General features: G+C 69.2%; 28 protein-coding genes and 1 pseudogene. 16 read left to right on the forward strand and 13 right to left on the reverse strand.

The genetic code is table 11. The features are described from left to right. Nucleotides 1-37: 37 nt before the first annotated feature. On the forward strand, nucleotides 38-844 hold the full coding sequence (locus tag AB0H76_RS22240) for a DUF6585 family protein (RefSeq protein WP_357327050.1): 807 nt from the start codon (nucleotides 38-40) through the stop codon (nucleotides 842-844). Here the strand turns inward: AB0H76_RS22240 and AB0H76_RS22245 are convergent. Continuing rightward, nucleotides 841-1,290, reverse strand: coding sequence for a MarR family transcriptional regulator (locus tag AB0H76_RS22245; RefSeq protein ID WP_357327052.1), 450 nt, complete (start codon nucleotides 1,288-1,290; stop codon nucleotides 841-843). The two genes, AB0H76_RS22240 and AB0H76_RS22245, sit on opposite strands and share 4 nt — an antisense overlap. Nucleotides 1,291-1,400: 110 nt before the next feature. Here AB0H76_RS22245 and AB0H76_RS22250 point away from each other — a divergent pair, with 110 nt between their 5' ends. From AB0H76_RS22250 to AB0H76_RS22260, 3 genes are all read left to right on the forward strand, one after another. Next, a complete protein-coding gene (locus AB0H76_RS22250; protein ID WP_357327054.1) occupies nucleotides 1,401-2,387 on the forward strand; it encodes a superoxide dismutase in 987 nt (328 codons plus the stop codon). Nucleotides 2,388-2,478: 91 nt separating this feature from the next. Then, nucleotides 2,479-3,174: a hypothetical protein gene (locus AB0H76_RS22255; RefSeq protein ID WP_357327056.1), complete on the forward strand. Its 696-nt coding sequence runs from the start codon at nucleotides 2,479-2,481 to the stop codon at nucleotides 3,172-3,174. A gap of 82 nt (nucleotides 3,175-3,256) precedes the next feature. Continuing rightward, complete coding sequence (locus AB0H76_RS22260; RefSeq protein ID WP_357327058.1) at nucleotides 3,257-3,946, forward strand: ZIP family metal transporter; 690 nt, start codon at nucleotides 3,257-3,259, stop codon at nucleotides 3,944-3,946. A 7-nt stretch (nucleotides 3,947-3,953) separates the two neighbouring features. Here AB0H76_RS22260 and AB0H76_RS22265 read toward each other — a convergent pair whose 3' ends face one another. Beyond that, the gene (locus AB0H76_RS22265; RefSeq protein ID WP_357327060.1) at nucleotides 3,954-4,394 is read right to left on the reverse strand and encodes a hypothetical protein; all 441 of its coding nucleotides are present in this window, start codon (nucleotides 4,392-4,394) and stop codon (nucleotides 3,954-3,956) included. Between the two features lie 177 nt (nucleotides 4,395-4,571). On the opposite strand from AB0H76_RS22265, the gene AB0H76_RS22270 reads away from it, so the two are divergent. Next, entirely contained in the window at nucleotides 4,572-5,219 is a 648-nt protein-coding gene (locus AB0H76_RS22270; RefSeq protein ID WP_357327062.1) for an Rpn family recombination-promoting nuclease/putative transposase, read from the forward strand. An 87-nt stretch (nucleotides 5,220-5,306) separates the two neighbouring features. Here the strand turns inward: AB0H76_RS22270 and groL are convergent, their stop codons facing one another. Further along, nucleotides 5,307-6,932 (reverse strand): chaperonin GroEL, encoded by a 1,626-nt coding sequence (groL, locus tag AB0H76_RS22275; protein WP_357327064.1) that lies wholly within the window; start codon nucleotides 6,930-6,932, stop codon nucleotides 5,307-5,309. 218 nt (nucleotides 6,933-7,150) lie between these two features. After that, nucleotides 7,151-7,453 carry a hypothetical protein gene (locus AB0H76_RS22280; protein WP_357327067.1) on the reverse strand — a complete coding sequence of 101 codons (303 nt, stop codon included), beginning with the start codon at nucleotides 7,451-7,453 and terminating at the stop codon, nucleotides 7,151-7,153. 135 nt (nucleotides 7,454-7,588) lie between these two features. Here AB0H76_RS22280 and AB0H76_RS22285 point away from each other — a divergent pair, with 135 nt between their 5' ends. Both AB0H76_RS22285 and AB0H76_RS22290 read left to right on the forward strand, forming a co-directional pair. Further along, nucleotides 7,589-8,263 (forward strand): suppressor of fused domain protein, encoded by a 675-nt coding sequence (locus AB0H76_RS22285; protein ID WP_357327070.1) that lies wholly within the window; start codon nucleotides 7,589-7,591, stop codon nucleotides 8,261-8,263. A gap of 43 nt (nucleotides 8,264-8,306) precedes the next feature. After that, a complete protein-coding gene (locus AB0H76_RS22290; RefSeq protein ID WP_357327073.1) occupies nucleotides 8,307-10,424 on the forward strand; it encodes an NAD(+) synthase in 2,118 nt (705 codons plus the stop codon). Here AB0H76_RS22290 and AB0H76_RS22295 read toward each other — a convergent pair. Next, nucleotides 10,425-10,769, reverse strand: a pseudogene (locus AB0H76_RS22295) (GtrA family protein); the annotation flags it as partial. It abuts the gene before it with no gap. After that, the gene (locus AB0H76_RS22300) at nucleotides 10,766-11,731 is read right to left on the reverse strand and encodes an SDR family NAD(P)-dependent oxidoreductase (RefSeq protein WP_357327076.1); all 966 of its coding nucleotides are present in this window, start codon (nucleotides 11,729-11,731) and stop codon (nucleotides 10,766-10,768) included. The pseudogene AB0H76_RS22295 and the gene AB0H76_RS22300, both read right to left, overlap by 4 nt. A gap of 127 nt (nucleotides 11,732-11,858) precedes the next feature. Between AB0H76_RS22300 and AB0H76_RS22305 the strand changes: the two genes are divergently transcribed. Beyond that, complete coding sequence (locus AB0H76_RS22305; protein WP_357327079.1) at nucleotides 11,859-13,031, forward strand: histidine kinase; 1,173 nt, start codon at nucleotides 11,859-11,861, stop codon at nucleotides 13,029-13,031. Then, nucleotides 13,028-13,678 (forward strand): response regulator transcription factor, encoded by a 651-nt coding sequence (locus AB0H76_RS22310; protein WP_357327081.1) that lies wholly within the window; start codon nucleotides 13,028-13,030, stop codon nucleotides 13,676-13,678. The genes AB0H76_RS22305 and AB0H76_RS22310 overlap by 4 nt, the downstream gene beginning before the upstream one ends. Here AB0H76_RS22310 and AB0H76_RS22315 read toward each other — a convergent pair. The 6 genes from AB0H76_RS22315 to AB0H76_RS22340 form a co-directional block, all read right to left on the reverse strand. Continuing rightward, nucleotides 13,675-14,469 (reverse strand): class I SAM-dependent methyltransferase, encoded by a 795-nt coding sequence (locus AB0H76_RS22315; RefSeq protein WP_357327083.1) that lies wholly within the window; start codon nucleotides 14,467-14,469, stop codon nucleotides 13,675-13,677. The two genes, AB0H76_RS22310 and AB0H76_RS22315, sit on opposite strands and share 4 nt — an antisense overlap. Continuing rightward, a complete protein-coding gene (locus AB0H76_RS22320) occupies nucleotides 14,466-15,191 on the reverse strand; it encodes a Clp protease N-terminal domain-containing protein (protein ID WP_357327085.1) in 726 nt (241 codons plus the stop codon). Before AB0H76_RS22320 ends, AB0H76_RS22315 begins: the two co-directional genes overlap by 4 nt. A 58-nt stretch (nucleotides 15,192-15,249) precedes the next feature. Further along, nucleotides 15,250-16,128 (reverse strand): sigma factor, encoded by an 879-nt coding sequence (locus AB0H76_RS22325; protein ID WP_357327088.1) that lies wholly within the window; start codon nucleotides 16,126-16,128, stop codon nucleotides 15,250-15,252. Between the two features lie 114 nt (nucleotides 16,129-16,242). Beyond that, entirely contained in the window at nucleotides 16,243-17,148 is a 906-nt protein-coding gene (locus AB0H76_RS22330) for a phosphatidylcholine/phosphatidylserine synthase (RefSeq protein ID WP_357329812.1), read from the reverse strand. Next, nucleotides 17,148-17,867 carry a phosphatidylserine decarboxylase gene (locus AB0H76_RS22335; RefSeq protein WP_357327091.1) on the reverse strand — a complete coding sequence of 240 codons (720 nt, stop codon included), beginning with the start codon at nucleotides 17,865-17,867 and terminating at the stop codon, nucleotides 17,148-17,150. Before AB0H76_RS22335 ends, AB0H76_RS22330 begins: the two co-directional genes overlap by 1 nt. A gap of 120 nt (nucleotides 17,868-17,987) precedes the next feature. After that, complete coding sequence (locus tag AB0H76_RS22340) at nucleotides 17,988-18,260, reverse strand: GlsB/YeaQ/YmgE family stress response membrane protein (RefSeq protein WP_357327094.1); 273 nt, start codon at nucleotides 18,258-18,260, stop codon at nucleotides 17,988-17,990. 183 nt (nucleotides 18,261-18,443) lie between these two features. Between AB0H76_RS22340 and AB0H76_RS22345 the strand changes: the two genes are divergently transcribed. Next, on the forward strand, nucleotides 18,444-19,472 hold the full coding sequence (locus tag AB0H76_RS22345) for a beta-ketoacyl-ACP synthase III (protein ID WP_357327097.1): 1,029 nt from the start codon (nucleotides 18,444-18,446) through the stop codon (nucleotides 19,470-19,472). Here AB0H76_RS22345 and AB0H76_RS22350 read toward each other — a convergent pair whose 3' ends face one another. Then, on the reverse strand, nucleotides 19,473-19,928 hold the full coding sequence (locus AB0H76_RS22350; protein WP_357327100.1) for an SRPBCC family protein: 456 nt from the start codon (nucleotides 19,926-19,928) through the stop codon (nucleotides 19,473-19,475). Between the two features lie 187 nt (nucleotides 19,929-20,115). Between AB0H76_RS22350 and AB0H76_RS22355 the strand changes: the two genes are divergently transcribed. The 6 genes from AB0H76_RS22355 (at nucleotide 20,116) to AB0H76_RS22380 (ending at nucleotide 26,618) form a co-directional block, all read left to right on the forward strand. Beyond that, entirely contained in the window at nucleotides 20,116-20,283 is a 168-nt protein-coding gene (locus AB0H76_RS22355; RefSeq protein ID WP_357327103.1) for a hypothetical protein, read from the forward strand. A gap of 52 nt (nucleotides 20,284-20,335) precedes the next feature. Next, on the forward strand, nucleotides 20,336-22,003 hold the full coding sequence (locus AB0H76_RS22360; RefSeq protein WP_357327106.1) for an FAD-dependent oxidoreductase: 1,668 nt from the start codon (nucleotides 20,336-20,338) through the stop codon (nucleotides 22,001-22,003). Between the two features lie 11 nt (nucleotides 22,004-22,014). Further along, entirely contained in the window at nucleotides 22,015-23,490 is a 1,476-nt protein-coding gene (locus AB0H76_RS22365; RefSeq protein ID WP_357327109.1) for an ATP-binding protein, read from the forward strand. Beyond that, entirely contained in the window at nucleotides 23,483-23,836 is a 354-nt protein-coding gene (locus AB0H76_RS22370; RefSeq protein ID WP_357327112.1) for a UBP-type zinc finger domain-containing protein, read from the forward strand. The genes AB0H76_RS22365 and AB0H76_RS22370 overlap by 8 nt, the downstream gene beginning before the upstream one ends. Nucleotides 23,837-23,915: 79 nt before the next feature. Continuing rightward, a complete protein-coding gene (locus tag AB0H76_RS22375; protein WP_357327115.1) occupies nucleotides 23,916-24,338 on the forward strand; it encodes a hypothetical protein in 423 nt (140 codons plus the stop codon). 45 nt (nucleotides 24,339-24,383) lie between these two features. Further along, nucleotides 24,384-26,618 (forward strand): AAA family ATPase, encoded by a 2,235-nt coding sequence (locus AB0H76_RS22380; RefSeq protein ID WP_357327119.1) that lies wholly within the window; start codon nucleotides 24,384-24,386, stop codon nucleotides 26,616-26,618. Nucleotides 26,619-26,620: the final 2 nt, after the last annotated feature.

Genomic DNA, 26,620 nt, shown 5'->3' on the forward strand with positions numbered 1-26,620 from the left:
ATACGCTTCGCGCGGAAAACCGCCTCGTGGAGGGACTATGGCCACTCCGAACACCCTGGAGCAGGATACGGGCGAGACCGATGACGCGCGCACGGTTCCGCTATCACAACTGATCCACCTGATGTCCGAGTACCAGAAGCTCGGTACCCACCGCCAGACCTATCTGCCCGCACCCGCGAGCGATACGTTCGTGCGCGGTTGCGGCATCGTCATCGGGTGCTGCGTGGTGCTCGGTGTCATCTGTGTGGCCGTCGGCGCACCCGCGGGCGGGGCAGCCGCCGTGCTGTTCGCGCTGGTCCCGGCCATCCCGGCGGCTTGGCGTGCGCGCAGCAATCGGCAGCACCGGTCCTCGCGGCTGGATCTGTTCGACTTCGGCATGACGGTGTACCGGTCCGGTGAGCGCATCGCCGGATTCCGCTGGGATACCGCGCAGGTCAAGCAGCGGGTGATTCCGTTCCAGTCCTCCTCGATGACCGAGTACGCGTTCGAGATGAGCGGGCCCGGTGCGCACGCCACCTTCGACGACACCCTGTTCAGCAACGGCCGGGAGTGGGGCAAGACGATCCAGTCGGCGATCACCGCCACCCAGCTGCCGAACGCGGTCGCCGCCATCGACAACGAAGAGACCATGCAGTTCGGCGATCTCGCGCTGAACCTGGACGCGCTGATCTTCCGCGGCAACAGCTACCCGTGGGAGCGGATCCAGCTGATCGACGCGCGCAGCGGGCTGGTGCGGATCAAGTTCGACGGGCGGTGGATCTCGCTGGTCGCCGTGGCGTCGATCCCGAACTTCTACATCTTCAACGAACTGGCGGAAAGACTCCGGGTGACCGACCCGATCTAGGGCCGGTCCGGGCGGATCGAATCGAATCGGTCCGCGCACCGGGTCAGCAGGTTTTGCAGCTGTGCCAGTTCGGCCGCGCCGAACTCCGCCGCCACCGTGCGCTCCACGTGGATGGCGCGGGAGTCGGCGTCCTTCATGACCGCCGCGCCCTTGTCGGTGAGGCGGGTCTCCAGCACGTTCTTGTGCCAGGCGTGCGGGGTGCGCTCGATCAGGCCGCGCTCCTGCAGATTGCTCAGCACCGTGTTCATCGTGGGCGGGGTGACGCCACACAGCCGCGCCAAGGCAGCGGCCGAGATTCCCGGATTCTCGTCGAGATGCAGTAGCGCGCTGTATTGCGAAACCGTGACGCCCGCCGGCTTCAGCGCGGCCGTCTTCGCCGCGGCCATCGCCTGCTCGGCGCGCTTGAGGTAGGAACCGAGGCGCTCGGCGGCGGGCATCGACGTCATGCACGCATGGTATCCGGCCACCTTCTCATTCGACTCTTGACGATCATTAGACCTCTAATTTATGTTCGAACACGTTATTAAATGTGACTTCGTTCGATAGAGGCTCGATCATGAATCTGCTGCGCCCCGTCGCCGCTACCGCCGTTTTCGCCGCCGCCGCGCTCCTGACCGCCTGTGGCGCCGAGTCGGACACCACCTCCGCACCCCACATCGGCACCGCCTACGAACTGCCCGGCGAGCGCGCCTACCCCGAAGGCATCGCCGTCGACGCGCGCACCGGCGCGACCTACGTCGGCTCCTACAGCACCGGCGCGGTCTATCGCGCCGCCGCGGGCGCCGCGCGAGCCGAGGTCTTCCTGCCCGAAGGCGCCGACGGGCGAAACACCGCCAACGGACTGAAGGTCGACCAGGCCGGCCGGCTCTGGGTCACCGACTCCACCAAGGGAGTTTCGGTGTACGACACCGGGACTCGGGCCCTGCTCGCCACCTTCACCGTGCCCGGCGCCGATCCGCGGTTCGTCAACGACCTGGCGATCACACCCGACGGGTCCGCGTATCTCACCGATTCCGCGCGCGCACTGGTCTATCGTGTGACTCCGGAGCAGGTGGGCCGCGGCGGAACCGCCGAACTGACAACGGCTTTCGACCTGAGCAAGACCATCACACCGCGCGCGGCGGGCGAATTCAGCCTGAACGGTATCGCCGCCGACCCGAGCGGGAAGTATCTGCTGGTCGTCGACATGCCCACCGGTGCGCTGTATCGCATTGCCACCGGGCCGGATTCATCCACAGCCATCCACAAGGTGACCCTCGACGGCGGCGACCTGCAGAACGGCGACGGGCTCGACTTGTCCGGCACGACCCTGCGAGTTGTGCACAACCGCACCAACACCCTGAGTCGCTGGACGATGTCGCAGGACTACGCCACCGGCACCCGCGACGCGGTCGTCACCGACGCGGCGCTGTCGATTCCGACGACCATGGTCTTCGTGGGCGGCAAAGCGCTGGTCGCGGCGTCGCAGTTCGACAAGGGCGGTCCGATGGGCGCGGGTACGCCGGTCGCCCCGTTCAAGGTGCTGGCGGTCGAAGGGTTCTGATTTCCCAAACGAGAGCACTGCTCTTGACAGGAGGAGCTCCGCTGCGCGATCATCATTCGCAACAGAGAGCAGTGCTCTTAGAGGAGAGATGATGATCGACCAGCACACCTACGAAATCGGCACAGCGGCACGGGATTACCAGCGGACGCGGCTCGGTGCCGCGGGTCTCGCGGTCGCGGCGGTGCTGTCCGTCGTCTACGAAACCGCCGCTCCGCGCCTGGACCAGAGCACGCTCGCCGGAGCCGAATCCTGGGCCGGCACCGGCTGGCTCGTGGGGCACATCGCGGCAGTCGGCATGTTCGTGCTCTACACCGTCGGGCTGCTCGGCCTCTACCTCGCGCTGCGGCCCACCCGGTCCGAACGCACCGCGTTGCGCGCCACCGTGCTCGCGTGGATCGGCGTCGGCCTGACACTGCCCTACTACGGTGCCGAGGTATTCGGGCTCCGTGCCATCGGCGCCCACGCCGCGGCCGTGCAGGACCAGTCCCTGGTACCGCTCGGCGAGAACTTCCGCTCCGATCCGACCGCCTCCACCATGTTCGCCCTCGGACTCGGCCTGCTGGGCGTCGCGGCCGTGCTCGCGGCCGTCGCCGTGTGGCGCTCGCAGCTGCTGCCCCGCACCGGCGCGATCCGGCAGGCGGTGGGTTTCGCGCTGTTCATCCCGCAGTTCTTCGCGCCGCAACCGGTGCGGATCGGGCACGCGGTGCTGCTGGCGATCGGGCTGCTGGCCCTGGCGTGGGGCATGGTCCGGGCCAGAACCGCCGCGCCGCAGTCGGTTTCCGCCTGATTCCCGCGCCGACAAGGGCCGGTCCCCGCAGCGGGGACCGGCCCTGCGGCTTCCGGTGCACCGCGGCCCCTAGGGTGAGCCCATGCTGAAAGCGCTGCTCTACGGGCTCGGGACCGCGGTACCGCTGGTGATCGGCGCGGCGATCGGGTTGCGCTGGACGCTGCCGAAGCAGGTGCTCGCGTCGTTGATGGCGTTCGGCGCGGGCACCATGATCGCGGCGGCCTCCTCGGAACTCTTCGAACCAGCTTTCCATCAGGCGGGCGTGTGGATCGCGGCCGCGGCGCTGTTCGCCGGGGCCGGAATCTATGTCGTGGCCAACCATTTCATCGAGGCCAAGCTCGGAGCCGCCGCCATCGGCTGGGCCTTGCTGCTGGGCACGGTCCTCGACGGCGTCCCCGAGAACACCGCACTCGGCGTCTCCCTCACCTCCGGCGGCGGTTTCGTCCTGCTCGTCGCGGTAGCCGTCGGCAACATCCCCGAGGCCATCAGCGGCGCCACCCTGATGCGCGACAAACACAACTTCTCCTCCGCCCGCGCCTTCTGGCTCTGGGCCGCAACAGGTTCGATGCTCGTACTCGTCACCCTCGTCGGATACACCCTCTCCGACAACCTCTCCCCCACCCACATCAGCGCCGTCCAAGCCTTCGCCGGCGGCGCCACCATCGCCGTCCTCGCCGACTCCCTCATGCCCGAGGCCTACCGCGAAGGCGGCTGGTGGGTCGGAATGGCCACCGCCGCAGGCTTTCTCGTTGCCTTCGTGCTGGAGGGTTGAGAAGCGGCTAATCCTCGACTCGGTGGGAGACGGTGCGGATGAATCGGACCAGGTCTTCGGTGTGGTAGCCGAGCAGGTTGGTGCGCTCGACCGACATGAGGGCGAGTTGGCCGAGAACCTTTGCGCCCCAGCCGTTCAGGCCGTCCGAGGACCACTCGTCGACGTTCTCGATGCCGAGGTCGTACATGGGCAGGCCGTAGCGGTCGCGGATGTGGGCGCAGGTGGTGGCGACGGCGTCGAGGAACGTCGGGCCGGGCCGCTCACATTCCAGCGCGAAATATCGGCCCAGCTCGGTGACGGTGCAGCCCTCCGGTGGATCGCCTTTGATCGCCTCGTACCGCGCGTCCTCGAACCTGATGTCCCACTGCCCGAGCGGGCAGTGGAACAGGGTGAACCGGTGCCACCCCGACGGCAGCGAGTGCGGCGGCCAATATTCGAACGATCCCATGAACCCTCCTCCTAACAGCGATGTGGCATCGGACATGCCCTCATCAGGCAGTCCACCGGTAGCCATGCGCTATATGTTCCCCCTCCGAGGGCGCCTCCGGGCTGGAATCGCAATATTGCAAACGCATTTTTGCGTTTCAACGATCGGTGACCTGATCCCGGAGTACCGTCTCGCGACATGGCTGTCACGCCCACGAACCCCCATGACGAATATTTCCGACAGGTGCTCGGCGAACCCGCCAACGCCGCATCGCAGCTACGCACCCTGCTACCAGAAGCGGTTGTCGCACAGCTGGATTGGGACCGCTTAGAGCTGACGACGTCCAGTTTCATCAGTGCGGAGCTGTGCTCGAGCTATAGCGACCTGCTCTTCCGGACCAGTGTCGACGGACACGACGCATTCATCTACATACTGGTCGGGCACCAGAGCTGCTCAGATCGAATGATGCCGCTGCGCATGCTCGGATACGTCGCCCGCATCTGGACCGACCATGTGGGCGAAAACCCCGGCACCCGAAGACTTCCCGTTGTCATCCCAGTGTTGGTGCACAGCAACCACAACAGCGTCGCATGGTCAGCCCCTACGGAACTCGCCGATCTCTACGATGCCGATCCGTCCACGCTCCAGACATTGGGCCCTTACCTGCCCCGTTTCCACTTCTTCCTTGATGACATCGCCGGGAGCGACGCCGAAGCGCTACGAACCCGGCAACTGACTCCACCGGTCCGCTTGATGCTCCATTTACACAAGATAGGCCCGAAGTTCACCGCAATAGACTTCGCCGCCATGGCCGATCGGTCGGCCTCCAAGCCGAGAATGCGCTGATGACGGCAACCTCTTCCAACGCCGAAGGCCGGCCCACCAGTGGTGGGCCGGCCTTCGGTTATGAAACTGGTTGCCTGGGGGCAGGACTCAGAAGTCCATGCCGCCCATGCCGCCGGTCGGGTCGCCGGCGGGAGCGGCGGCCTTCTCCGGCTTGTCGGCGACGACAGCCTCGGTGGTGAGGAAGAGCGCCGCGATGGAGGCGGCGTTCTGCAGGGCGGAACGGGTGACCTTGACCGGGTCGGCAACGCCGGCGGCCAGCAGGTCCTCGTAGACGCCCGAGTCGGCGTTCAGGCCGTGGCCGGCGGGAAGGTTGGAGACCTTCTCGGCGACGACGCCCGGCTCCAGGCCGGCGTTGAAGGCGATCTGCTTCAGCGGGGCCGACAGCGCGACGCGCACGATGTTGGCACCGGTGGCCTCGTCACCCTCGAGCTTCAGCTCGTCCAGGGCCGGAGCCGACTGCAGCAGAGCCACGCCGCCACCGGCGACGATGCCCTCTTCGACGGCAGCCTTGGCGTTGCGCACGGCATCTTCGATGCGGTGCTTGCGCTCCTTGAGCTCGACCTCGGTCGCCGCGCCGGCCTTGATCACCGCAACGCCGCCGGCCAGCTTGGCCAGACGTTCCTGCAGCTTCTCACGGTCGTAGTCGGAGTCCGAGTTCTCGATCTCGGTGCGGATCTGCGCCACGCGGCCCTTGATGGCCTCCGCGTCGCCCGCGCCCTCGACGATGGTGGTCTCGTCCTTGGAGATGACAACCTTGCGCGCCTGGCCGAGCAGCTCGATGCCGGCGGTCTCCAGGGAGAGGCCGACCTCTTCGCTGATGACCTCGCCACCGGTGAGGATGGCGATATCGGCGAGCTGCGCCTTGCGACGGTCACCGAAGCCCGGGGCCTTGACGGCGACGGACTTGAAGGTGCCACGGATCTTGTTGACCACCAGCGTGGACAGGGCTTCGCCCTCGACGTCCTCGGCGATGATCAGCAGCGGCTTGCCGGCCTGGATGACCTTCTCCAGCAGCGGCAGCAGGTCCTTGACGGTCGAGATCTTCGAGCCGACGAGCAGCAGGTACGGATCCTCGAGGACCGCTTCCTGACGCTCGGGATCGGTCACGAAGTAACCGGAGATGTAGCCCTTGTCGAAGCGCATGCCCTCGGTCAGCTCCAGCTGGAGCCCGAAGGTGTTGCTCTCCTCGACGGTGATGACACCTTCCTTGCCGACCTTGTCCATGGCCTCGGCGATGAGCTCACCGATGGACGCGTCGCCGGCGGAGATACCAGCGGTAGCAGCGATCTGCTCCTTGGTGTCGATCTCCTTGGCGGTGTCGAGCAGCTTGGCGGTGACGGCCTCGACGGCCTTCTCGATGCCGCGCTTCAGACCGAGCGGGTTCGCGCCGGCCGCGACGTTGCGCAGGCCTTCACGCACGAGCGCCTGGGCGAGCACGGTGGCGGTGGTGGTGCCGTCGCCCGCGACGTCGTCCGTCTTCTTGGCGACTTCCTTGACCAGCTCGGCGCCGATCTTCTCGTACGGGTCCTCCAGGTCGATCTCCTTGGCGATGGAAACACCATCGTTGGTGATCGTGGGGGCGCCCCACTTCTTTTCCAGAACGACGTTGCGACCCTTCGGGCCGAGCGTCACCTTAACGGCGTCGGCGAGGGCATTCAGACCCCGCTCGAGACCGCGGCGGGCCTCTTCGTCGAACGCAATCATCTTGGCCATTGCGAGTGGATCCTCCCAAGTAATGAGGGTGACACGCAGGACGACCGCTGGTCGGATCGCCCCATTAACGCTGGCCAGGTTCGGTGCCCGCGACGGACGACCGAGGGTGTCGATGGACCCGGTCTCACCGGCCCGACCTGGCACTCACAGCTAGGGAGTGCCAATGCCATTTCTAGCACTCGGCGATGACGAGTGCAAGGTCGCCCCCTCCGGCGGAGCTAGGGGCGGTCGTCGATACGCAGCACCAGCGCGACGAAGGCGTCGGTGCGCCGCTCGTCGGGGGTGCGCGGTTCCTCGTTGTCCACGGTGACCAGCTCGGCGTCGTGCAGCAACAGCTCGGCTTCCACCCGCATGATGGCCCGGATGAAGGGCGGGGCCACCTCGGGCGGCAGATCCCCGTTCACGATGTACTCGCCGTCCGGCCCGTAGTCCGTCGACACATACGACAACGCGGTCAGCAGGTCCGAGCGACGTTCTCCCGCGACTAGGTCGGAATCCGTTTCTTCCGTTTCATCCGCCATCGCTATAGCTTAACTGGCTACCCCCGCCCGGCCGCCAGCCAACCGGCCGACAAATGAACCGGTGATACTTCACACTGTGCGGGGGTTATGCATCCGATCGGCCGGTCCCGCGGGCGCGGACCTACTGTTGAGCGGGTGAGTGGTAGACCCGGATGGGAAGCGATCGAGGGGGCGCTGAGCGAGCTATACGGCGGGGTCGATCCGAGACGGTGGCTGGCCGAGGATCCGTGGTCGGCGGGCGGCGCGGAGCCGCTGGACGGCGTCTACGCCTACGCGTGCACCGAGCCGGTGCCGCACTGGCACTACGTCAGCTTCGGGATGAGCGAACTGTACGAAAAGGAATGGGACAACCCGGCGGAGTCGGGCTGGGGTTTCGAGTTCACCTTCCGGCTGGTGCGCGAGGACGGGGAACTGCGGGCGCCGCAGTGGCCGGTGCGCTTCCTGCAGAACCTGGCCCGCTATGTCTTCCAGTCCGGCAAGCGGTTCGAGCCCGGGCACACCATCAAGTCGAGTGGCCCGATCGCCGATGACCGGCCGGAGTCGCTGATCCACGCGGTGGGCTTCGTGGTGGATCCCGAACTGGGCGTGCTGCAGGCGCCGTTCGGGCGGGTGGAGTTCCGCCAGCTGGTCGGGCTGACGATGACCGAGTACCGGGCCACCCTGGGCGGCAAGCTGAACGCGCTGCTGGGCGGGATGTCCGAACAGTTGCCGATGTATGTCACCGACATGGGACGGCGCTCGCTGATCCCCGAGCCGAAACCGCAGGCGAGCTGGCCGCGCTGGGGCGGCGGACTGCGCGGACGGGCGTAGATTCGGCAGCGAACCATGATCATCTCCGACGGGAGGCGGGCGCATGCGGGTGCCGTTCGAATCGCTGTACCGGCACGGGTTCGCCCGGGTCGCGGTCGCGGTGCCCCGGGTGCGGGTCGCCGACCCGGCCTACAACCTCGAGCAGACCCTGGAGCTGGCCCGGCAGGCCGCCGAGCAGGGCGCGGTGCTGACGGTGTTTCCCGAGCTCGGACTGTCCAGCTACACCGCTGAGGACCTGTTCCATCAGGACGCCCTGGACGACGGCGTGCGGCTGGCGTTGGACCGGCTGCTCGTCGCGAGCCTGGAGATCGACACCGTGCTGGTGGTGGGCGCGCCGGTGCGCAGCCAGGGGCGGCTGTTCAACTGCGCGATCGCGGTGGCACACGGGCGGGTGCTCGGGGCCGCGCCCAAGAGTTATCTGCCGAACTACCGGGAGTTCTACGAGAAGCGCCAATTCGCGGCCGCGCGTGAGTCTTTGCAGGACGACATCGTGATCGCCGGGCAACGAGTCCCGTTCGGATCGAATCTCCTGTTCACCGCGACGAACCTGACCGGCTTCACCTTCCACCTGGAGGTCTGCGAGGACGGCTGGGTTCCGTTGCCGCCCAGCGGTTATGCCGCGCTGGCCGGCGCGAACGTGCTGGTGAATCTGTCGGCGAGCAATATCGTCATCGGGAAGGCCGACTACCGGCGCGCACTGTGCACCTCGCATTCCGCGCGCTATCTGGCCGCGTACCTGTATTCGGCTGCCGGACATGGTGAGTCGACCACCGACCTGGCGTGGGACGGCCAGGCGCTGATCTGCGAGAACGGCGACCTGCTCGCCGAGGGCGCGCGGTTCGCGGAGGAACCGCAACTGGTGCTGGCCGACCTCGACCTGCAACGCCTGGCCGCGGATCGCCTGCGCACCACCAGCTTCGCCGACAATGTGCACGACCACCGCGACCGGCTGATGACGATGCGCTGGATCGAGGTCGACCTGCCGATTCCGGTCGAGGCCGTCCCCTTGCGCCGCGAGATCCCGCGGTTCCCTTATGTTCCCAGCGATCCGGCGGAATTGAACGAGCGCTGCGCCGAGGTGCACCACATCCAGGTCGAGGGCTTGAGCACCCGGATGCGGGCCACCGGCATCGAACGCCTCGTCATCGGCGTCTCCGGCGGCCTGGACTCGACCCAGGCCCTGATCGTGGCGGCCAAGACCATGGACCGGCTCGGCCTGCCGCGCGCGAACGTCCTCGCTTACACGATGCCCGGCTTCGGAACCAGCACCCGAACCCGCACCGACGCACACCGTTTGATGGCGGCCCTGGGTGTGACCGCCGAGGAGATCGACATCAAGCCGTCGGCCACCCAGATGCTGCGCGATCTGAAACACCCGGCCGCCGAGGGTGTTCCGCAGTACGACGTCACCTACGAGAACGTGCAGGCGGGCGAGCGCACCTCGCACCTGTTCCGCCTGGCCAACCAGCACGCGGCCCTGGTCGTCGGCACCGGTGACCTCAGCGAACTCGCCCTGGGCTGGTGCACTTTCGGCGTCGGTGACCACATGGCGCACTACAGCGTCAACGCCTCGGTGCCGAAAACCCTGATCAAATACCTGATCGCCTGGGCCGCCGACACCGATCAGTTCGGCTCGGCGGCCGAGGACGTGCTGAAATCCATTCTGCGGACCGAGATCTCACCCGAGCTCGTCCCGCACGGCGACGACAGCGCACCCGGCCAGAGTTCCGAGGCCACCGTCGGCCCGTACGAACTCCAGGATTTCCACCTCTACCATCTGCTGCGCTTCGGCGATCGCCCCAGCCGCATCGCCTATCTGGCCCAGCACGCCTGGTCCGACCCCGCTCGCGGCGCCTGGCCGGAGCTGATCCCGGTCGATCAGCGCAACGCCTACGACCTGCCGGTGATCAAGCACTGGCTGGCCGAGTTCCTGCGCCGCTTCATCCAGACCAGCCAGTTCAAGCGGTCCACCCTGCCGAACGCCCCGAAGGTCGGCTCCGGCGGATCGCTTTCACCACGCGGGGACTGGCGCGCGCCCAGCGACGCCTCCGCCGCCGCCTGGCTGGACGAGCTCGCCCGCAACGTCCCCGACCGCAGCCCGGAAGACCCAGTGGCGCAGCGAAAGAAATCGCAGTCCACCCACGAGGCCGGAGACCGCTAACACCGCGGCGGCCTCCAGCGGGCCACTCGATCCGGGAGCGGTGACCTCCAGCAGCGCCAGCGTGCCCGCGCTGGCGGCGAGCGCGCCGACGGCGGTGCCGCCACCTTTGAGCTGCGCGCTCACCCAGCCCACCCGGGCGGACCGGAAGGTCAGGCGCCGATGCAGTTCGTTGGCCAGGGCGGTGCTGAGGACCGAGCCCGCGACATTGGCGACCTGGGTGCCGTGGCCGTGCAACGCCAGAAACCCCAGCAGATAGCCGAGATTGGCCAGCCCGCCCACCGAGGCGAAGCGCAGCAGCTGGGCCAGCGCGTGATCGCTGCGGGCGAATCGCATCGGCCCCCTCATGCGTGCGCGGTCTTTCCACCGTCGATGACCAGCTGGGCCCCGGTGAGATACGGATGCTCCGGGGACGCGAGAGTCAGTGCGAACGCGGCGATCTCCTCGGCGGTGGCCAGGCGGCCGAGTCCCGGCACGTTGGATTTCGCCCACTGCTTCATGAACACCTGGTAGACGTCGTCGGGCACCGCCGCCATGCCCGCGGCGCGGCGCACCAGTTCGGTGTCGGTGGTGCCGGGCACCAGGGTGTTGACGCGGATCCCGTCGGCCGCGTAGTCCAGCGCCGCCGACTGCACCAGCCCGACCAGCCCGCGCTTGGCCGCGGTGTAGGCGGCGCGCCCGGCGTCGGTGGCGACGGCATTGCTGGACGAGGTCACCACGATGGTGCCGCCGCCGGCCCGAATCAGGTGGGGCACCTGGTATTTCATCGACAGGAAGACACCGCGCACATTGGTGCCGAGCACCCGATCGAACTCGTCGGCGCTGTACTCGTGCAGCTTCTTCTGAATGGTGATGCCCGCGTTGTTGAACGCGACGTGCAGCCCGCCGTAGCGCCGCACCGCCGATTCCACGAAATCTCGCACCTCGCTTTCGATCAGCACGTCGGCGCGGAAGTAGGTGGCATCGCCCCCGGCGGCGCGGATCTCGCGCTCGACGGCCTGCCCGCGCTCGACGCGTCGGCCGCAGAACGCGACCCGCGCGCCCTCAGCGGCGAACTGCCGGGCCGCGGCCGCCCCGATCCCCGAGGTGCCGCCGGTGACCAGCACCACTTTGCCGTCGAAGCGGCGCAGTCCACCGTGCTGGGCGCGGGGCGGGGTCGCGTCGGCGCCGAGCGCGATCCCCCCGGCCAGACCGGCGGCGGTACCGGCCGCGAGACCGGCGGCGGTCAGGCCGAAAAGCTTGCGCCGGTTCGTTTTCGGCGCGGCCTCGGCGACGGCCGCGGTGTCGAAGGTGTCCTGCTCATCGGTCATACCTCGACTCTGGCCGCCCGGCGCGCCGCGCGAATCCGCCCCCAGGGCTGGAATCGCGGCCCCGGGGTGGAGTCCTCTCCTCCCTTGGTAGGAGCTGCGGGCCACTCCTACCGGGCATCATGGGTACGTGGTGGAGGCGAGTGGCGTGGATCGCGGCGTGGAGTGGCTGCTGGATGCCCGGTCGCTGCCGATCCGCATGGTCGTCCTGTGCGCGGTCGGCGCGGGTTATCAACTGCTGCTCGCCGACGCGCCCACCGGCCTGGACTGGGCCATCGCCGCGCTGTCGCTGCTGGCCGTCGCCGGTGGGGCGCGCTGGCCGCTGGCCACCGCGCTCACCACCACCGCGCTCCTGCTGATCGGCTTCGAGTTCGGGCAGTCCGGACCGGCGGTCTCGAAGGTGGTCGCGGCCGTCGCGCTCACCGAACTCGCGGCCCGCCAGGGTGGTTGGCGACCGCTGCTGGGTGCGGGCGCGCTCGCCGGGGCGTACCTGGCGCATCCGGCTCTCGGCGGGGTCGCCGCCATGGGCTACCGCGCGGTCGTCATGGCCGCCGCGCCGCTGCTGCTCGGTGTGCTGCTGCGGGCCGCGCGGGAGAACGCGGAGCGGTCGCGGCGCGAGGCGCTCGACCTGGAGCGGCGCCGGGCGACCGAGATCGCCGCGGCCCGCGCCGTCGAGCGCACCGCGATCGCCCGCGAACTGCACGATCTGATCGCCCATCACGTCTCCTCCACCGTGCTGCGGGTCGGTGTGGCCCGGCACGCCGTGCCCGACGCGCCGCCCGCCCTGCTGGCAGTGCTCGACGACATCCACGCCAGCGGCAAGGCCACCCTGGTGGACCTGCGCAAACTGGTGACGATCCTGCGCGACCCGCAGGCGAACGGCGAATCCTTCGTCGCCCCGGCCGATCTGCCGGACGCGATCGCCACCGCGGTGGATCGGGCGCAGCGGCTCGGCCTGCGAATCGAGGCCGAGGTGGGCGCCGACATCATCGAGGTGGACGCCACGGTCGGCCTCACCCTGCTGCGGCTGACCCAGGAGGGGCTGGCCAACACCGTCAAGCACGCGGGCACCGGCGCCGATGCCCGCCTGGCCATCTCCCGCGCGGCGGGTGGCGTCGATTTCCTGTTGCGCGACAACGGTTCCGGCGCGCCCGCACCGGCCGGCGACGGCACCCGCGGGGTGGGACTGATCGGCCTGCACGAGCGGGTGGCGCTGCTCGGCGGCACGCTCTCGGCCGGGTCCACCGGCAACGGCTGGCGGCTGGCCGCGCACCTGCCCGCCCCGACGGCGGCCGCGTCGTGACCGTGCGCGTCCTGCTCGTCGACGACCAGCGCCTGGTGCGGGCGGGGTTGCGCATGCTCTGCGAGAGCGCCGGTGACCTGGAGGTGGTCGGCGAGGCCGCGACCGGCGGCGACGCCGTGCGGCTGGCCGAGCAGACACGGCCCGATGTGGTGCTGATGGACCTGCGGATGCCGGGCATGGACGGAATCCGCGCCACCGCGGCCATTCTCGCGGCCCGCCCGTCGACCCGGGTCCTGGCCCTGACCACCTTCGACGACGATGACCACCTCTATCCGGCGCTCACCGCCGGAGCCTGCGGATTCCTGGTCAAGGACGCCGCGCCCGCCGATCTGCTGGACGGCATCCGCCGCGCCGCCGCCGGTGGCCGCCCCTTCTCCCCCGATGTCCTGCAGCGCGTCCTGGATTCGGCGATCGCGGCGCGCACCGGGCAGGTCACCGAAACCGCCGACCCCGCCGCCATTTTCGGGCTGACCCCGCGCGAGGCCGAGGTCTTGGCGCTGGTCGCCGAGGGGCACTCCAACGCGGAGATCGCCGCGGCGCTGCACGTCGGCGTCACCACCGTGAAGACGCACGTCACCAATCTGATGGCGAAAACCGGCGCCACCAACCGGGTACGACTGGCCGCGGTGTCCCGCGCACCCGGCTAGTCCCGGGCCGCCACCACAGCCAAGGTGGTGTAGCGCATCGTGACACCCTCGATCGGATCGATCGCCGCCCCTAGGCTGTCGAGCACCTCGGCCAGCTGATCCGGCGAAAGCTGGGTCAGCGCACCGGTGGTGGGCGCCAGGTCCAGCCATTCCGCGCGGGTGTAGGCCTGCTCCCAGTCGAAGCGCCAGTGCGCCGGTTCGCCGAACCCGCCCGCCCGGCGGATCCCGTCCGCGGCCGTGTCGAACATCGACCGGTAGCCCGCGACGACGGCCTCGGCCGACGGCGCGCTCTCGAAAGCCTTGTGCAACGGCGAATCCGGCGCCACCTCCCGAACGGCGGCCGACAACGCCGCCGCCACCGGTGCCGGCGGCGCGTAGGCGTGACCGAATACGGCCAGCCGGCCGCGCGGGCGCAGCACCCGCGCCGCTTTGGCGGCGCCTGCGACCGGATCCACCCAGTGCCAGGCCTGCGCGGCGGTGACCACGTCGAACTCCCGGCCCGCGGGATCCCAGGACTCGAAGGTGCCGTCCGCCACCTCGACGCCGGTGCCGCGCGCGAATTCCGCCATGCGCGAGTCGGGTTCGACGCCGAGCACGGTCGCGCCGGCGGCCTGGAACTGGCGGGCGGCGATACCGGTGCCGGTACCGACATCGAGTACCTCGCGGCCAGGAGCCTCGGCGAGCACCCGCGCCACCAGAGCATCGGGATAGCGCGGCCGGGCCCGGTCATAGCGCGCGGCGTCGACCCCGAACGACTCGGCCAGCTTCCGGTGCCGATGCGGCGCGGTCATGGCTGCTTCTGACTCAGGTACACCGAAAGCAGTTCTTGCAGATGGGCTTCGGACTTGGCCTTGTCCACGCCCAGGCCGGAGAGCAGGCCCGCGCCGTTCTCCTGTTCGAGCAGGGCGAGCAGCAGGTGCTCGGTGCCGATGTAGTTGTGGCCCAGGCGAAGTGCCTCGCGGAAGGTGAGCTCGAGCGCCTTTCGGGCTTCGGCGTCGAACGGGATCAGCGGCGGGAGTTCGGCGCCGTCGGGTGCGGGCAGTGCGGCCCGGGCCGCGTCGGTGACGGCTTCCAGGGTGACGCCGTTGGCGATGATCTCCTGTGCGCCCAGGCCTTCCGGCTCCGTCAGCAGGGCGAGCACGAGGTGGGCGGTGGTGATCTGGGCGTTGCCCGCGGATCGCGCCGCCTCCTGCGCGGCGACCACGACCTGGCGGGCGCGGGGCGTGAACTTGGCGAAGCCGGCATTCGGGTCCAGCGCGGCGGCGTCACCCGGATGCTTCGGCACGAAACGCTTCTGGGCCGCCTGCTTGGTGACGCCCATGCTGGCGCCGATGTCGGTCCAGGAGGCGCCGGAGTGCCGGGCCTGGTCCACGAAGTGGCCGATCAGGTGGTCGGCGAGTTCGCCGAGGTGATTGGCCGCGACGACCGCGTCGGAGAGCTGGTCCAGGGGGTTGTCGGGGCGGGCCTTCTTGATGCCGGAAATCATGTCGTCGAGACGGATCGGAGGAGTCATGTCGTCAACGATAGGTTGACGATCCGATGCCGTCAACCATGAGTTGACGATTAATTGTTCAGCTGGTCAGACCCGCGAAATAGGCCAGTTTGGCCGGGCTGAGCACGACCCGCACCGCGTGCAGCCCGCCCTCGCCCGCGTCGACATCGAGGACGAGCATCGGCCGCCGCCGCAATCGGGCGACCACCGCGAACGCCCCGTTGATCTCTTCGACGGCGACCTCCAGCCCGTCGGCCGGGGGCGGAATCAACCCCGCCAGATAGCAGGCCGCGGGTTCGGCTCCGGTGATCGGCCGCGCGGCCGCGGGCTCCCGGCCGCCGCTGTCGGCCGTCACCACGACGTCCTCGGCCAGCAGGCGGGCCACCTCGTCGGCGTCGCCGGTGCGCGCGGCCTTCAGCAGCCGCTCGGCCGGCATCCGGCTATCGCCGGGAAAGACGAAGCGCCCCTTGCTCTCTCGCACCCACGCACAGGCCCGGCGATAGGACCGCAGAATATCGGCCTCGGTGAGCGCGAGCATGTCGGCGATCTCGCGGTGCGCGTAGGCGAAACTCTCGCGCAGCACGAAGGCCGCCCGCTCCTCCGGTTCGAGCCGCTCCAGCACGGTCAGCACCGCGAGCGAAACCTGGGCGCGCTCTTCCGCGGACTCCAGCGGGCCGAGCGCACCACCCGCGGTCGGAACCGGCTCCGGCAGCCACGGCCCGGCGTAGGCCGCCCGGTGCGTGCGCGCCGAAACCAGCCGCGCGCGACACAGATTCACCACCGTGGCGGTCAGCCAGACCTCGGCGGCGCGGATCGTGCCGCGGCCGGTGCCGTTCCAGCGCAGCGCGGTCTCGCGCACCGTGTCCTCGGCCTCACGCGCCGAGCCGAGCATGCGATAGGCCAGGGCGAACAAGCGCGGGCGATGCGCCTGGAATTCGTGCAGCCCGTCGGATTCCACCGCCACCCCTCCTGTGCTCGTCGCCGGATGCGGCTCGATCGCCAGGTGTGACAGTACCTTTCGGGGCTTGCGGAAACCTGCGGAGAACCTCGGGCAGGGGCCGAGGTCGTCCGGTTACGGGCGCTTCGCGCCGGGGCGGCGCAGGCGCAGGCGCGCGCTGGAGCCGCGAATCGCGGGACGCCGCAGCGGCAGTCGCCGCCGCTGCGCCCGGCGCTGGGCCCGGCGTTCGGCCGGCTTGTGCTGCCAGGTCTCCGGCCGCGCCGCCACCCAGCGCTGGGAATGCCAGGCGAACGGGATGTGGCACAGGTAGAGCCCCACCAGAATCAGCAGCAGCACAATCGGATACGTCACCAGCAGCGCCGCGGCGACCGCGACCAGCACCAGCAGCCCGGCGGCGGCCTGCGGCGCCACCGACACCGACTTCATGGCCAGCGTCGGAATCGTGCTGACCGCCAACGCGGCCGCAAACACCGTCCAGGCCGCGACCGGCCAGAACCCGATCCACCAGGGATCATCGAACTGCACGAACAACGCGATCGGCACCAGCGCGATCAAGGCGGCGGCGGGCGCGGGCACACCGACGAAGTACTCCCGCGACCACTCCGGGCGGGTGTCGTCGTCGAGCAGGGTGTTGAACCGGGCCAGGCGCAGCACCAGGCTGACCGCGTACAGCAGGGCGACGATCCAGCCGATGCTGCTCTCGTCCAGCAGGGTGATGTAGAGGACCAGGGCCGGCGCCACACCGAAGGAGATGGCGTCGGAGAGCGAATCCAGCTCCGCGCCGATCTTGGTGGTGGCGTCCAGCATCCGGGCCAGCCGTCCGTCCAGGGTGTCCAGCACGGCCGCCGCGCCGATCATGGCCAGCGAGATGTCGAGCCGGCCGTCCAGCGCGAACTTCACCGCCGACAGCCCGGCGCACAGCGCCAGGATCGTGACGACGCTCGGCAGCAGCCGGATGGAGCGCCGGCGCTGCTTGGGCGCCGGCGTGGACCGAGAGGAACTGGACAGGACGGCCTCCATCATGAACCGGCCAGCACGGCCAGGACGGTTTCGCCCCCGATCGTGCGCTGCCCGGGCTGCACGAGCAGCTCGGTGCCGGCCGGGAAGTAGGTGTCGACCCGAGATCCGAAGCGGATCAGGCCGTAGGTGTCACCGATGGTGAGCACATCGCCCTTCTGGGCGTCGCAGATGATGCGGCGCGCGAGCAGACCGGCGATCTGCACCACGACCAGCTGCGCGCCGGACGGCGTGTCCAGCACCAGGCTGTTGCGCTCGTTGACGGCGCTGGCGTCGGCCAGATCGGCCGATTTGAACTGACCGGGCTGGTGCAGGACCTCGCGCACGGTGCCGGAGACCGGTACCCGCTGCACGTGTACATCCAGGACGGACAGGAAGATGCTGACCCGGGGCACCGGCTGATCGCCCAGACCCAGTTCGGCGGGCGGCGCGGCGGTGTCGACCAGGGCGATCTCACCGTCGGCGGGCGCTACGACCACGCCCGGCCGATTCGGCGGCACCCGGTGCGGGTGACGGAAGAATCCGGCGATCGCGGCCGCGCTCAGCAGACCGGTACGGCGGACCCACTTGCGCTTGCCGCCGAGCACCGCGACCGCGAGCGGAACGGCGACGAACGGCAGCCCGGCGGGGTGCAGCGGGGGAATCGCGGACCGAACCAGGTCGACCACATGGCCGACGGCGGTGGTATCGGGCGTGCCGGGCGGGGTAGGACGGCGTGCCACAGGCTCCTCTTTCGTGCTCGGTGCAAAGGTTACAGCCGCCCTCAACGATAGGGCCGACGCAAGCGATCACACCTTACGGGAAGCGGAGCCTGTGGCACGTGCCAACGGTTGTCGCGCCGGTCAGCGCACTGATCGTCGACCGGTCACGAGCTTCACCAGGAACAGCAGGATTGCCGCGCCGGCGAGGCAGGTCAGGAAACTGAAGATGAGGCCGCCGCCTTCGACGTCGACGCCCACCAGCTTGAGGAGGAATCCGCCGAGGAGACCTCCGACGATCCCAACGACGATATTGAGGACGATGCCCTGCTGGGCGTCCGTCCCCATGAACTTGCTCGCGATCCATCCGGCAAGACCGCCGATGATGATCCATCCGATAATCCCAAGACCCAGCATGGAAACCTCGCATCCACTAGTTGGGGTACGCACGTCTGTACCAAATGACGTGCTCAGCTCGGTATACCCGGGGATTGTCGGAATACGCGCTTCCGCCACGCCGAATTCCGGCTAATATGAGGGGGCCTCATGTCTGTGCAGGGGCATTTTGGATGAGGCAGCGCCAGGTACAAGGAGACGCATATGTCTGCTCGATTCGCCCAGACCACTGGAGCAGAGCACACCGCGATTCTCGGGCTCGGCGTATATCGCCCCGCTCGAGTCGTGACCAACGAGGAAGTCGCGGGGCCGATCAATTCCAGCGATGAGTGGATCCGTACCCGATCGGGCATCAAGACCAGGCGCTTCGCCGACGACACCGAGACCATCCAGTCGATGAGCGTCGCCGCCGCGCGCGCGGCCATCGAGGCCGCCGAGATCGAGGTCGACCAGGTCGACTGCGTCATCGTGGCGACCTCCACGCACCTGTTACTCACCCCGGCGGCCGCCCCGCGCATCGCCACCGAGCTCGGCATGAACGGCGCCGCGGCCTTCGATATCTCGGCCGGCTGCGCCGGTTTCTGCCACGCGCTGGCCGTGGCCTCGGATCTGGTGCGCTGCGGCACCGCCAAGAACGTGCTGGTGATCGGCGTCGAAAAGCTGACCGACGCGATCAACCCGGCCGACCGCTCCACCGCCTTCCTGTTCGCCGACGGCGCGGGCGCGGTGGTGGTCGGCCCCGCCGCGGAGCCCGGCATCGGCCCCACGGTGTGGGGTTCGGACGGCACCCAGCATCACGCGATCCGCCAGGACAAGGACTGGGTCGAGTTCTTCACCGAGATCGAGGAGAAGGGCCTGGACGCGGTCCGCCCCTACCTGGCGATGGAGGGCACGGCGGTCTTCCGCTGGGCCGCGCACTCACTGGAGAAGGTGTGCCGCGACGCGATCGATCGCGCGGGGCTGTCCACCGACGACATGGAGGCGATGATCCCGCACCAGGCCAACGGCCGGATCATCGAGATCATGGCGCGGGTGCTCAAGCTGCCGGAGAACTGCGCGCTGGCCAACGACATCGAGGAGACCGGCAATACGTCGGCCGCCTCGATCCCGCTGGCGATGGAGGCGATGCTGCGCAAGGGCGAGGCCAAGCCCGGCGCCACCGCGCTGCTGATCGCGTTCGGCGCGGGGCTGTCCTATGCGGCGCAGGTCGTCACGCTCCCGAACTGGAAATAGCTAGCGGCCGGCTTCGACGGCGGTCTTGATGCCCTGCAACGTGCGGTTCATGCCGTCGACCAGGACACCGTCGAAGCGGTCGTAGCCACCCATCCCGAGCTCGATGGCCTTGCGGGAGAACGTGGTGGTGCCGTTCGGGGAATCCCGGCGCTGGATCAGCCGCGTGCCGGTGCCGGCGGGCTCCAGGGTGAAGCTCCAGACCGCGCGGTTCTCGAGCACCTTGAACGCGAAGGCGGAATTGGGCTCGAAACGCACGACACGGGCGGTGGTGGGCCAGAACAATTTGCCGTCGCGGTTCAGGCTCAGGGCGAAGGTGCCGACCTTGACCTTGCCGAACGGGATCGTGCGCACGGTCTGCGGACTGAACTCCGGAATACGCTTGAGATCGGCGACAACGCGCCAGACCTGCTCGGGGGCAGCGGCGATGTCGATCGACGCTTCGAGATTCTTCGGCAACGTTGCCTCCGTATTGTGAGTGACGAGATGTCACACATAGTAGTGGGAGCCAATTGGAATACAACCGGGTCACATTTTGGCCTTCTGATCACCGTCCGATGTAATCCCGGGCGCAGAATGGCGGATAGACGTAGCACCAACAGACGCACTGCCACCAACTTTCCCATCCAGCGTGAGGTGATCGGCTGTGAAACTGCGCTCGCTCCTACCCCGTCGCCGTACCAACGAACTTCCGCTGCTGCCTTCGATCGAACCGGAGGATGGACGACCGGTGAAGGCACGGCCGACCGAGGAGAAGCTCGAACGCCTGCTGACACCCACCGAACTCGATCTGGTCCTGCACCATCAGCTCTGATCGCACGCCACCGGGCACGACAGCCGGTCGCCAGGCGCGAGATACTGACCAGGTGACTGCTCCAGCTGCTTCGAAGCCGGCCATTCTCAGCGTCGACGACGACCCGGGTGTTTCCCGGGCGGTCGTCCGCGACCTGCGCCGCCGCTACGGCGCCGACTACCGGATCCTGCGCGCCGAGTCCGGCCCCGCCGCGCTGGATGCCCTGCGCGAGATGAAACTGCGCGGCCAGCCCGTCGCGGTGCTGATCGCCGACTTCCGGATGCCCGGCATGGACGGCATCGAATTCCTCGAGCAGGCCATGGACCTGCATCCCTACGCCCGGCGCGTACTGCTGACCGCCTACGCCGACACCTCGGCCGCCATCGACGCGATCAACGTCGTCGACCTGGACCACTATCTGCTCAAGCCCTGGGATCCGCCGGAGGAGAAGCTCTACCCGGTGCTGGACGGCCTGCTGGAAGCCTGGCGCAGCAGCGCGAACCGGCCGGTCACCGAGACCAAGGTGATCGGCAACCGCTGGTCCCCGCGATGTTCGGAGCTGCGCGAGTTCCTGGCCCGCAACCAGCTGCCCTACCGCTGGTACCTGGCCGAGGAGGCCGAGGGCGGGCGCCTGCTGGAAGCCGCGGGTGTCGGGCCCGATCGCTGCCCGGTCGTGATCACCTCCGACGGGCAGGCGCTGATCGAGCCGACCGACAGCGAGCTGGCCGAGCACGTCGGCCTGACGGTCAACCCAGCGGGCGATTTCTACGACCTCATCGTGGTCGGCGGCGGCCCGGCCGGCCTGGGCGCGGCGGTCTACGGCGCGTCCGAGGGCCTGCGCACCGTGCTGGTGGAGCGCACCGCGACCGGCGGGCAGGCCGGGCAGAGCTCCCGGATCGAGAACTACCTGGGCTTTCCGGACGGTGTGTCCGGCGGGCAGCTGGCCGACCGCGCGCGCCGCCAGGCCGCGAAGTTCGGGGCCGAGGTCATCACCACCCGCGAGGTGGTGAGCCTGGAGGTGAACGGGTCGGCGCGCACCGTCACCTTCGCCGACGGCGGGCGGCTGTGCGCGCACACGGTGATCATCGCGACCGGCGTCGACTACCGCCGCCATCCCGCCGCGGGCGTGGACGAATTCACCGGGCGCGGCGTGTATTACGGCTCGGCGATGACCGAGGCCACCGAATGCGCCGACCACGACGTCTACATCGTCGGCGGCGCCAATTCGGCGGGTCAGGCGGCGGTGTTCCTGTCCCGCAACGCCCGCGCGGTGCACCTGGTGGTGCGGGGCGATTCGCTGGACAAGTCGATGTCGCACTATCTGGTCCAGCAGATCGCGCAGATCCCGAATATCGAGGTGCACACCGAGACCGAGGTGGTCGGCGCCGACGGCGAGGACCATCTGCAGTACATCGTGCTGCGCAACAACGCGACCGGCGTCGAGGAGAAGGCCGAGGCCGAGCGGCTGTTCCTGTTCATCGGCGCCGCACCGCAGACCGACTGGCTCGACGGCGTCGTCAAACGCGACCCGGCGGGCTATGTGCTGGCCGGCCCGGATCTGACCGTGGACGGCGCGCGCCCCGGCGGCTGGGAGCTACCCCGCCCGCCCCATCATCTGGAGACCAACGTGCCCGGTGTGTTCGTGGCCGGTGACGTGCACGCCGAATCGGCCAAGCGGGTGGCGTCCGCGGTCGGTGAGGGCGCCATGGCCGTCATGTTCGTGCACCGGTACCTCGCGTAGGAGCAAGGAAAATGACCGAAGAAACCGCGACCCGCACCAGCCACGGCGTCTGTGATCCCGCCGAGCTGCGCACCCTGTTCCTGTTCGAGAGCCTGAACGACGAGCAGCTGGCCTGGCTGTGCGCCGACGGCCGGATCGAATACCTCGACCCCGGCCCGGTTTTCCACGAGGGCGAGCCGGCCACCTGCTTCTACGTGCTGATGGACGGCGAGGTGCGCATCACCAAGATGTCCGGCGGCACCGAACTCGAGGTGAACCGGACCGATCACAAGGGCGTCTACTCCGGCGCCTGGACCGCCTATCTGGGCGACGCGGTCGAGCAGAACTACACCGGCTCGATGTATGTGACCCGCAAGTCCCGGTTCTTCGTGCTGGACGCGGGCACCTTCGCGCGGATGATGCGCGAGTGGTTCCCGATGGCGGTGCATCTGCTGGAGGGCGCGTTCTACGGCAACCGCACCACCAATCAGCGGGTGGCCGAACGGGAACGGCTGCTCGCGCTCGGTTCGCTGTCGGCGGGCCTGACCCACGAGCTGAACAATCCGGCGGCGGCCGCCGTGCGCGCCACCGTCGGGCTGCGCGACCGGGTCGCGGGGATGCGGCACAAGCTGGCGATGCTGGCCCAGGGCAAGTTCTCCCCGGAGGTCCTGCTCACCCTGGTGCGTTTGCAGGAGGAGGCGGCCGACAAGGTGGCCAAGGCCCCGGAGCTGACCACCATGGAGGCCAGCGATCGGGAGGACACGCTCGGCGAGTGGTTCGAGAACCACGACATCTCCGGCGGCTGGGATCTGGCGCCCAACTTCGTGCAGGCCGGTATCGACGAGGACTGGCTGGAGACGGTGCACGGCACCCTGGAGGGCTGCGAGGACAAGGTCTTCGAGGGCGCGATCCGCTGGCTCAACTACACCATCGAGACCGAGCTGCTGATGAACGAGATCGCCGACTCGACCACGCGCATCTCCACGCTCGTCGGTGCGGCCAAACAGTATTCGCAGATGGACCGGGCGCCGTTCCAGGTGGTGGATCTGCACGAGCTGCTGGACAGCACGCTGGTGATGATGGGCCGCAAGATCGGCGACTCGATCAAGGTGGTCAAGGACTACGACCGCACCCTCCCCCAGATCCCCTGCTACGCGGCGGAACTGAACCAGGTGTGGACCAACCTGATCGACAACGCGGTCTACGCCATGGGCGGCGAGGGCACGCTCACCGTGCGCACCTACAAGGAAAGCGACTGCGCCGCAATCGAGATCGGCGACACCGGCCCCGGGGTGCCGGACGAGGTGCTGCGCCGTATCTTCGAACCGTTCTTCACCACCAAGCCGGTGGGTGAAGGCACCGGCCTCGGCCTGGACATCTCGTTCCGGATCGTGGTGAACAAGCACAACGGCGACATCCGCGTCGAATCCGAGCCGGGCAACACCCGATTCATCGTCCGGCTACCGTTGCACAGCGACAATCCAGCACCGGAGGCAACTGATGTCTGAGGCAATCGAAGGTATCGATCCCACCGCCGCGCCGAGTGGTCCCGGCTGCGTGGAATGCGAAGCGGACCAGGGCTGGTGGGTGCATCTGCGGCGCTGCGCGCAGTGCGGGCACATCGGCTGCTGTGATTCCTCGCCCGCCCAGCACGCGTCCAAGCACGCGACCCAGGGCGGTCACCCGTTCATCCAGAGTTACGAGCCGGGCGAGGACTGGTTCTGGAACTACGAGACCGAGGAAATGTACGGTGACGGCCCGGAATTGGCCGCGCCGCACAGTCATCCGGCCGATCAGGGCGTGCCCGGACCGCGCGGTCGGGTACCGGCCGACTGGCAGTCGCACGTGCACTGACAGGCTCTTGATCACACCCGGTACGCTGCACCGAACGCGCCGGAGGTTCCGGCGCCCGGAGCACCGGGGAAAGCAAGGCATGAAGCGAATTTCCGTCATGGTTCTGACCGCCGGCGCGGTGGCACTGACACTGACCGCCTGTGGCGGGTCCGACGATTCCAGCGATGCGAGCGGCCTGCGCAAGGGCGGCTCCGTGACGTCGGCGGCGAGCACCAGCGCGTCGTCCGGCAATGCGAGCGCGCCGACCAGCGCCGCGGCCCCGACCAGCGCGATCGACACCTCCAAGCTGGGTACCGCCTCGCGCACCACCTGCGGCGACTTCAAGCTGCTCGACGCCGAGTCGCAGAAGTCGCTGGTGGAGGAGATCCTGTCGGAGAATCCGGAGAGCAGCTTCGCGGGCAGCCCGAATGTCGCGCTGGGCACCGCGAAGCTGGTGTGCCTGGCGGGCAGCAACGCGAACAAGCCGGTCGCCGTCGCCGCGAACATCGTCACCCAGAAGTAGACGAAGTCAGCGGCAGATAGGCGGCGGCGCGGGCAGAATGGCACGGTGGCCGAACTTCCGCTCACCGCGCGCCTGAATCCGTCCGCCGCCGATGCCCGGCGCGGGGTGGTGCGGCTGCATCCGGAAGCGCTGGCCGCCCTCGGTCTCCGGGAGTGGGACGGCATCGCCCTGTTCGGTTCCCGGCGCACCGCCGCCGTGGCGGGGATCGCGCCGGCCGGCACGCCCGCCGGGGTGGCCCTGCTCGACGATGTCACGCTGTCCAACGCCGGTCTGCGGGAGAGCACCACCGTGGTGGTCTCCCCCGCGACCGTGTATGGCGCCAAGCAGATTTCGGTGAGCGGATCGGTGCACGCCACCCGGACCATTCCGGCGGCGACGCTGCGGCAGGCGCTGCTCGGCAAGGTCGTCACGATCGGCGACACGGTCTCGCTGCTGCCCCGCGACCTCGGCCCCGATCTGCCGTCTTCGGCTGCCAGCCAAGCCCTTTCGCGCACCTTCGGGATCGCCTGGACCACCGAGTTGCTCACCGTGACCGCGACCGATCCCGGGCCCGGCCCGGTGAGCGTGCAGCCGAATACCGCGGTGGTGTGGGGTGCGGGCGCGGTCTCCCGGCTCGATATCGCCGATGTCGGCACGCCGTTGCCCGTCGGCGCCGCACCGGGTTCGGTCGCCACCACGGACGGTGGCCGGCTGGGCCGCAGCGCCGTCGGCGGCTCGGTCCCGGCTGTCCCGGTCGAGGAGCTGGCGGGCGTGCACACCCAGGCGGCCAAACTCGACGAGTGGCTCACCCTGGCGCTGGACGAGCCGGAACTGCTCAAGGTCCTCGGGGCCGCACCGCATCTCGGCGTGCTGATCACCGGCCCCGCCGGTGTCGGCAAGTCCACACTGGCCCGCGCGGTGGCCGCGCCGCGGCGGGTGGTGGAGCTCGACGGCCCGACCGTCGGCGCCGAGGAGGGCGGTAACCGGCTGCGCCACGTCGCGGCCGCGGTCGCGGAGGTGGGCTCGGGGCAAGGCGGGATCCTGCTGATCACCGATATCGACGCGTTGCTGCCGGTGCAGGCCGAGCCGGTCGCCACCCTCATCCTCGATCAGCTGCGGGCCGCGGTGGCCTCGCCGTGTATCGCGTTCCTGGCGACCACCGCGCATCCGAGCCGGGTGGACGCCCGGCTGCGCGCCCCGGATCTGTGCGACCGCGAGCTCGCCGTCGCCCTGCCGACCGCGGCGGTGCGCCGGGCACTGCTGGAGCAGTTGCTGCGCAAGGTGCCCACCGGCGTGCTGAAGCTCGACGAAGTCGCCGCGCGCACACCGGGTTTCGTGGTCGCCGATCTCGCGGCGCTGTGCCGGGAGGCGGCGCTGCGCGCGGCCTCGCGCAGCACCAAGGAGCAGACGCCGCCGCAGTTGTCCCAGGAGGATCTGCTGGGCGCGCTGAAAGTGATCCGGCCGCTGTCCCGTTCGGGCATGGAGGAACTGGCCATCGGCAGCCTCGGCCTCGACGACGTCGGCGATATGGTCGAAACCAAGCAGGCGCTGACCGAATCGGTGCTGTGGCCGCTGCGCCATCCGGATTCCTTCGCCCGCCTGGGCGTCGAGCCGCCGCGCGGTGTGCTGCTCTACGGTCCGCCCGGCTGCGGCAAGACCTTCCTGGTGCGGGCGCTCGCGGGCAGCGGCCAGCTCAGCGTGCACGCGGTGAAGGGCGCCGAGCTGATGGACAAGTGGGTCGGCTCCTCGGAGCGCGCGGTCCGCGAATTGTTCCAGCGCGCCCGGGATTCGGCGCCGTCGCTGATCTTCCTGGACGAGGTGGACGCGCTCGCCCCGCGCCGCGGCCAGAGCAGCGACTCCGGCGTCGGTGACCGGGTGGTGGCGGCGCTGCTCACCGAACTGGACGGCGTCGAGCCGCTGCGCGATGTGGTGGTGCTGGCCGCGACGAACCGGCCGGAGCTGATCGATCCGGCGCTGCTGCGGCCGGGCCGGCTGGAGCGTTCGATCTTCGTGCCGCCGCCGGATGGTGCGGCGCGGCTGGAGATCCTGCGCACGGCCGGTCGCTCGGTGCCGCTGGCCGCCGATGTCGACCTGAGCACGCTGGCCAAGGAACTGGACGGCTACTCCGCGGCCGATTGCGCGGCACTGCTGCGCGAGGCCGCGCTCTCGGCGATGCGCCGGGATGTCGACGCGGCCGATGTCAGCGCCGCGGATGTCGCCGCGGCGCGCGCGGTGGTGCGCCCGTCCCTGGATCCGGTTCAGGTGGAAGCGCTGCGGCGCTACGCCGACACCAGTAGCTAACT

The sequence above is a fragment of the Nocardia sp. NPDC050712 genome, assembly GCF_040654295.1.
In the GTDB taxonomy this organism is placed as follows: Bacteria; Actinomycetota; Actinomycetes; order Mycobacteriales; family Mycobacteriaceae; genus Nocardia.

Excerpts from the sequence above, each read along its gene's own strand:
- AB0H76_RS22330 (WP_357329812.1), bottom strand. The coding sequence starts at position 17,148 with ATGGAGGCCGTCCTGTCCAGTTCCTCTCGGTCCACGCCGGCGCCCAAG.
- AB0H76_RS22260 (WP_357327058.1), top strand. The coding sequence starts at position 3,257 with ATGCTGAAAGCGCTGCTCTACGGGCTCGGGACCGCGGTACCGCTGGTG.
- AB0H76_RS22340 (WP_357327094.1), bottom strand. The coding sequence starts at position 18,260 with ATGCTGGGTCTTGGGATTATCGGATGGATCATCATCGGCGGTCTTGCC.
- AB0H76_RS22255 (WP_357327056.1), top strand. The coding sequence starts at position 2,479 with ATGATCGACCAGCACACCTACGAAATCGGCACAGCGGCACGGGATTAC.
- AB0H76_RS22315 (WP_357327083.1), bottom strand. The coding sequence starts at position 14,469 with ATGACCGCGCCGCATCGGCACCGGAAGCTGGCCGAGTCGTTCGGGGTC.
- AB0H76_RS22245 (WP_357327052.1), bottom strand. The coding sequence starts at position 1,290 with ATGACGTCGATGCCCGCCGCCGAGCGCCTCGGTTCCTACCTCAAGCGC.
- AB0H76_RS22265 (WP_357327060.1), bottom strand. The coding sequence starts at position 4,394 with ATGGGATCGTTCGAATATTGGCCGCCGCACTCGCTGCCGTCGGGGTGG.
- AB0H76_RS22365 (WP_357327109.1), top strand. The coding sequence starts at position 22,015 with ATGACCGAAGAAACCGCGACCCGCACCAGCCACGGCGTCTGTGATCCC.
- AB0H76_RS22300 (WP_357327076.1), bottom strand. The coding sequence starts at position 11,731 with ATGACCGATGAGCAGGACACCTTCGACACCGCGGCCGTCGCCGAGGCC.
- AB0H76_RS22375 (WP_357327115.1), top strand. The coding sequence starts at position 23,916 with ATGAAGCGAATTTCCGTCATGGTTCTGACCGCCGGCGCGGTGGCACTG.
- AB0H76_RS22320 (WP_357327085.1), bottom strand. The coding sequence starts at position 15,191 with ATGACTCCTCCGATCCGTCTCGACGACATGATTTCCGGCATCAAGAAG.
- AB0H76_RS22370 (WP_357327112.1), top strand. The coding sequence starts at position 23,483 with ATGTCTGAGGCAATCGAAGGTATCGATCCCACCGCCGCGCCGAGTGGT.
- AB0H76_RS22270 (WP_357327062.1), top strand. The coding sequence starts at position 4,572 with ATGGCTGTCACGCCCACGAACCCCCATGACGAATATTTCCGACAGGTG.
- AB0H76_RS22345 (WP_357327097.1), top strand. The coding sequence starts at position 18,444 with ATGTCTGCTCGATTCGCCCAGACCACTGGAGCAGAGCACACCGCGATT.
- AB0H76_RS22250 (WP_357327054.1), top strand. The coding sequence starts at position 1,401 with ATGAATCTGCTGCGCCCCGTCGCCGCTACCGCCGTTTTCGCCGCCGCC.
- AB0H76_RS22240 (WP_357327050.1), top strand. The coding sequence starts at position 38 with ATGGCCACTCCGAACACCCTGGAGCAGGATACGGGCGAGACCGATGAC.
- groL (WP_357327064.1), bottom strand. The coding sequence starts at position 6,932 with ATGGCCAAGATGATTGCGTTCGACGAAGAGGCCCGCCGCGGTCTCGAG.
- AB0H76_RS22280 (WP_357327067.1), bottom strand. The coding sequence starts at position 7,453 with ATGGCGGATGAAACGGAAGAAACGGATTCCGACCTAGTCGCGGGAGAA.
- AB0H76_RS22290 (WP_357327073.1), top strand. The coding sequence starts at position 8,307 with ATGCGGGTGCCGTTCGAATCGCTGTACCGGCACGGGTTCGCCCGGGTC.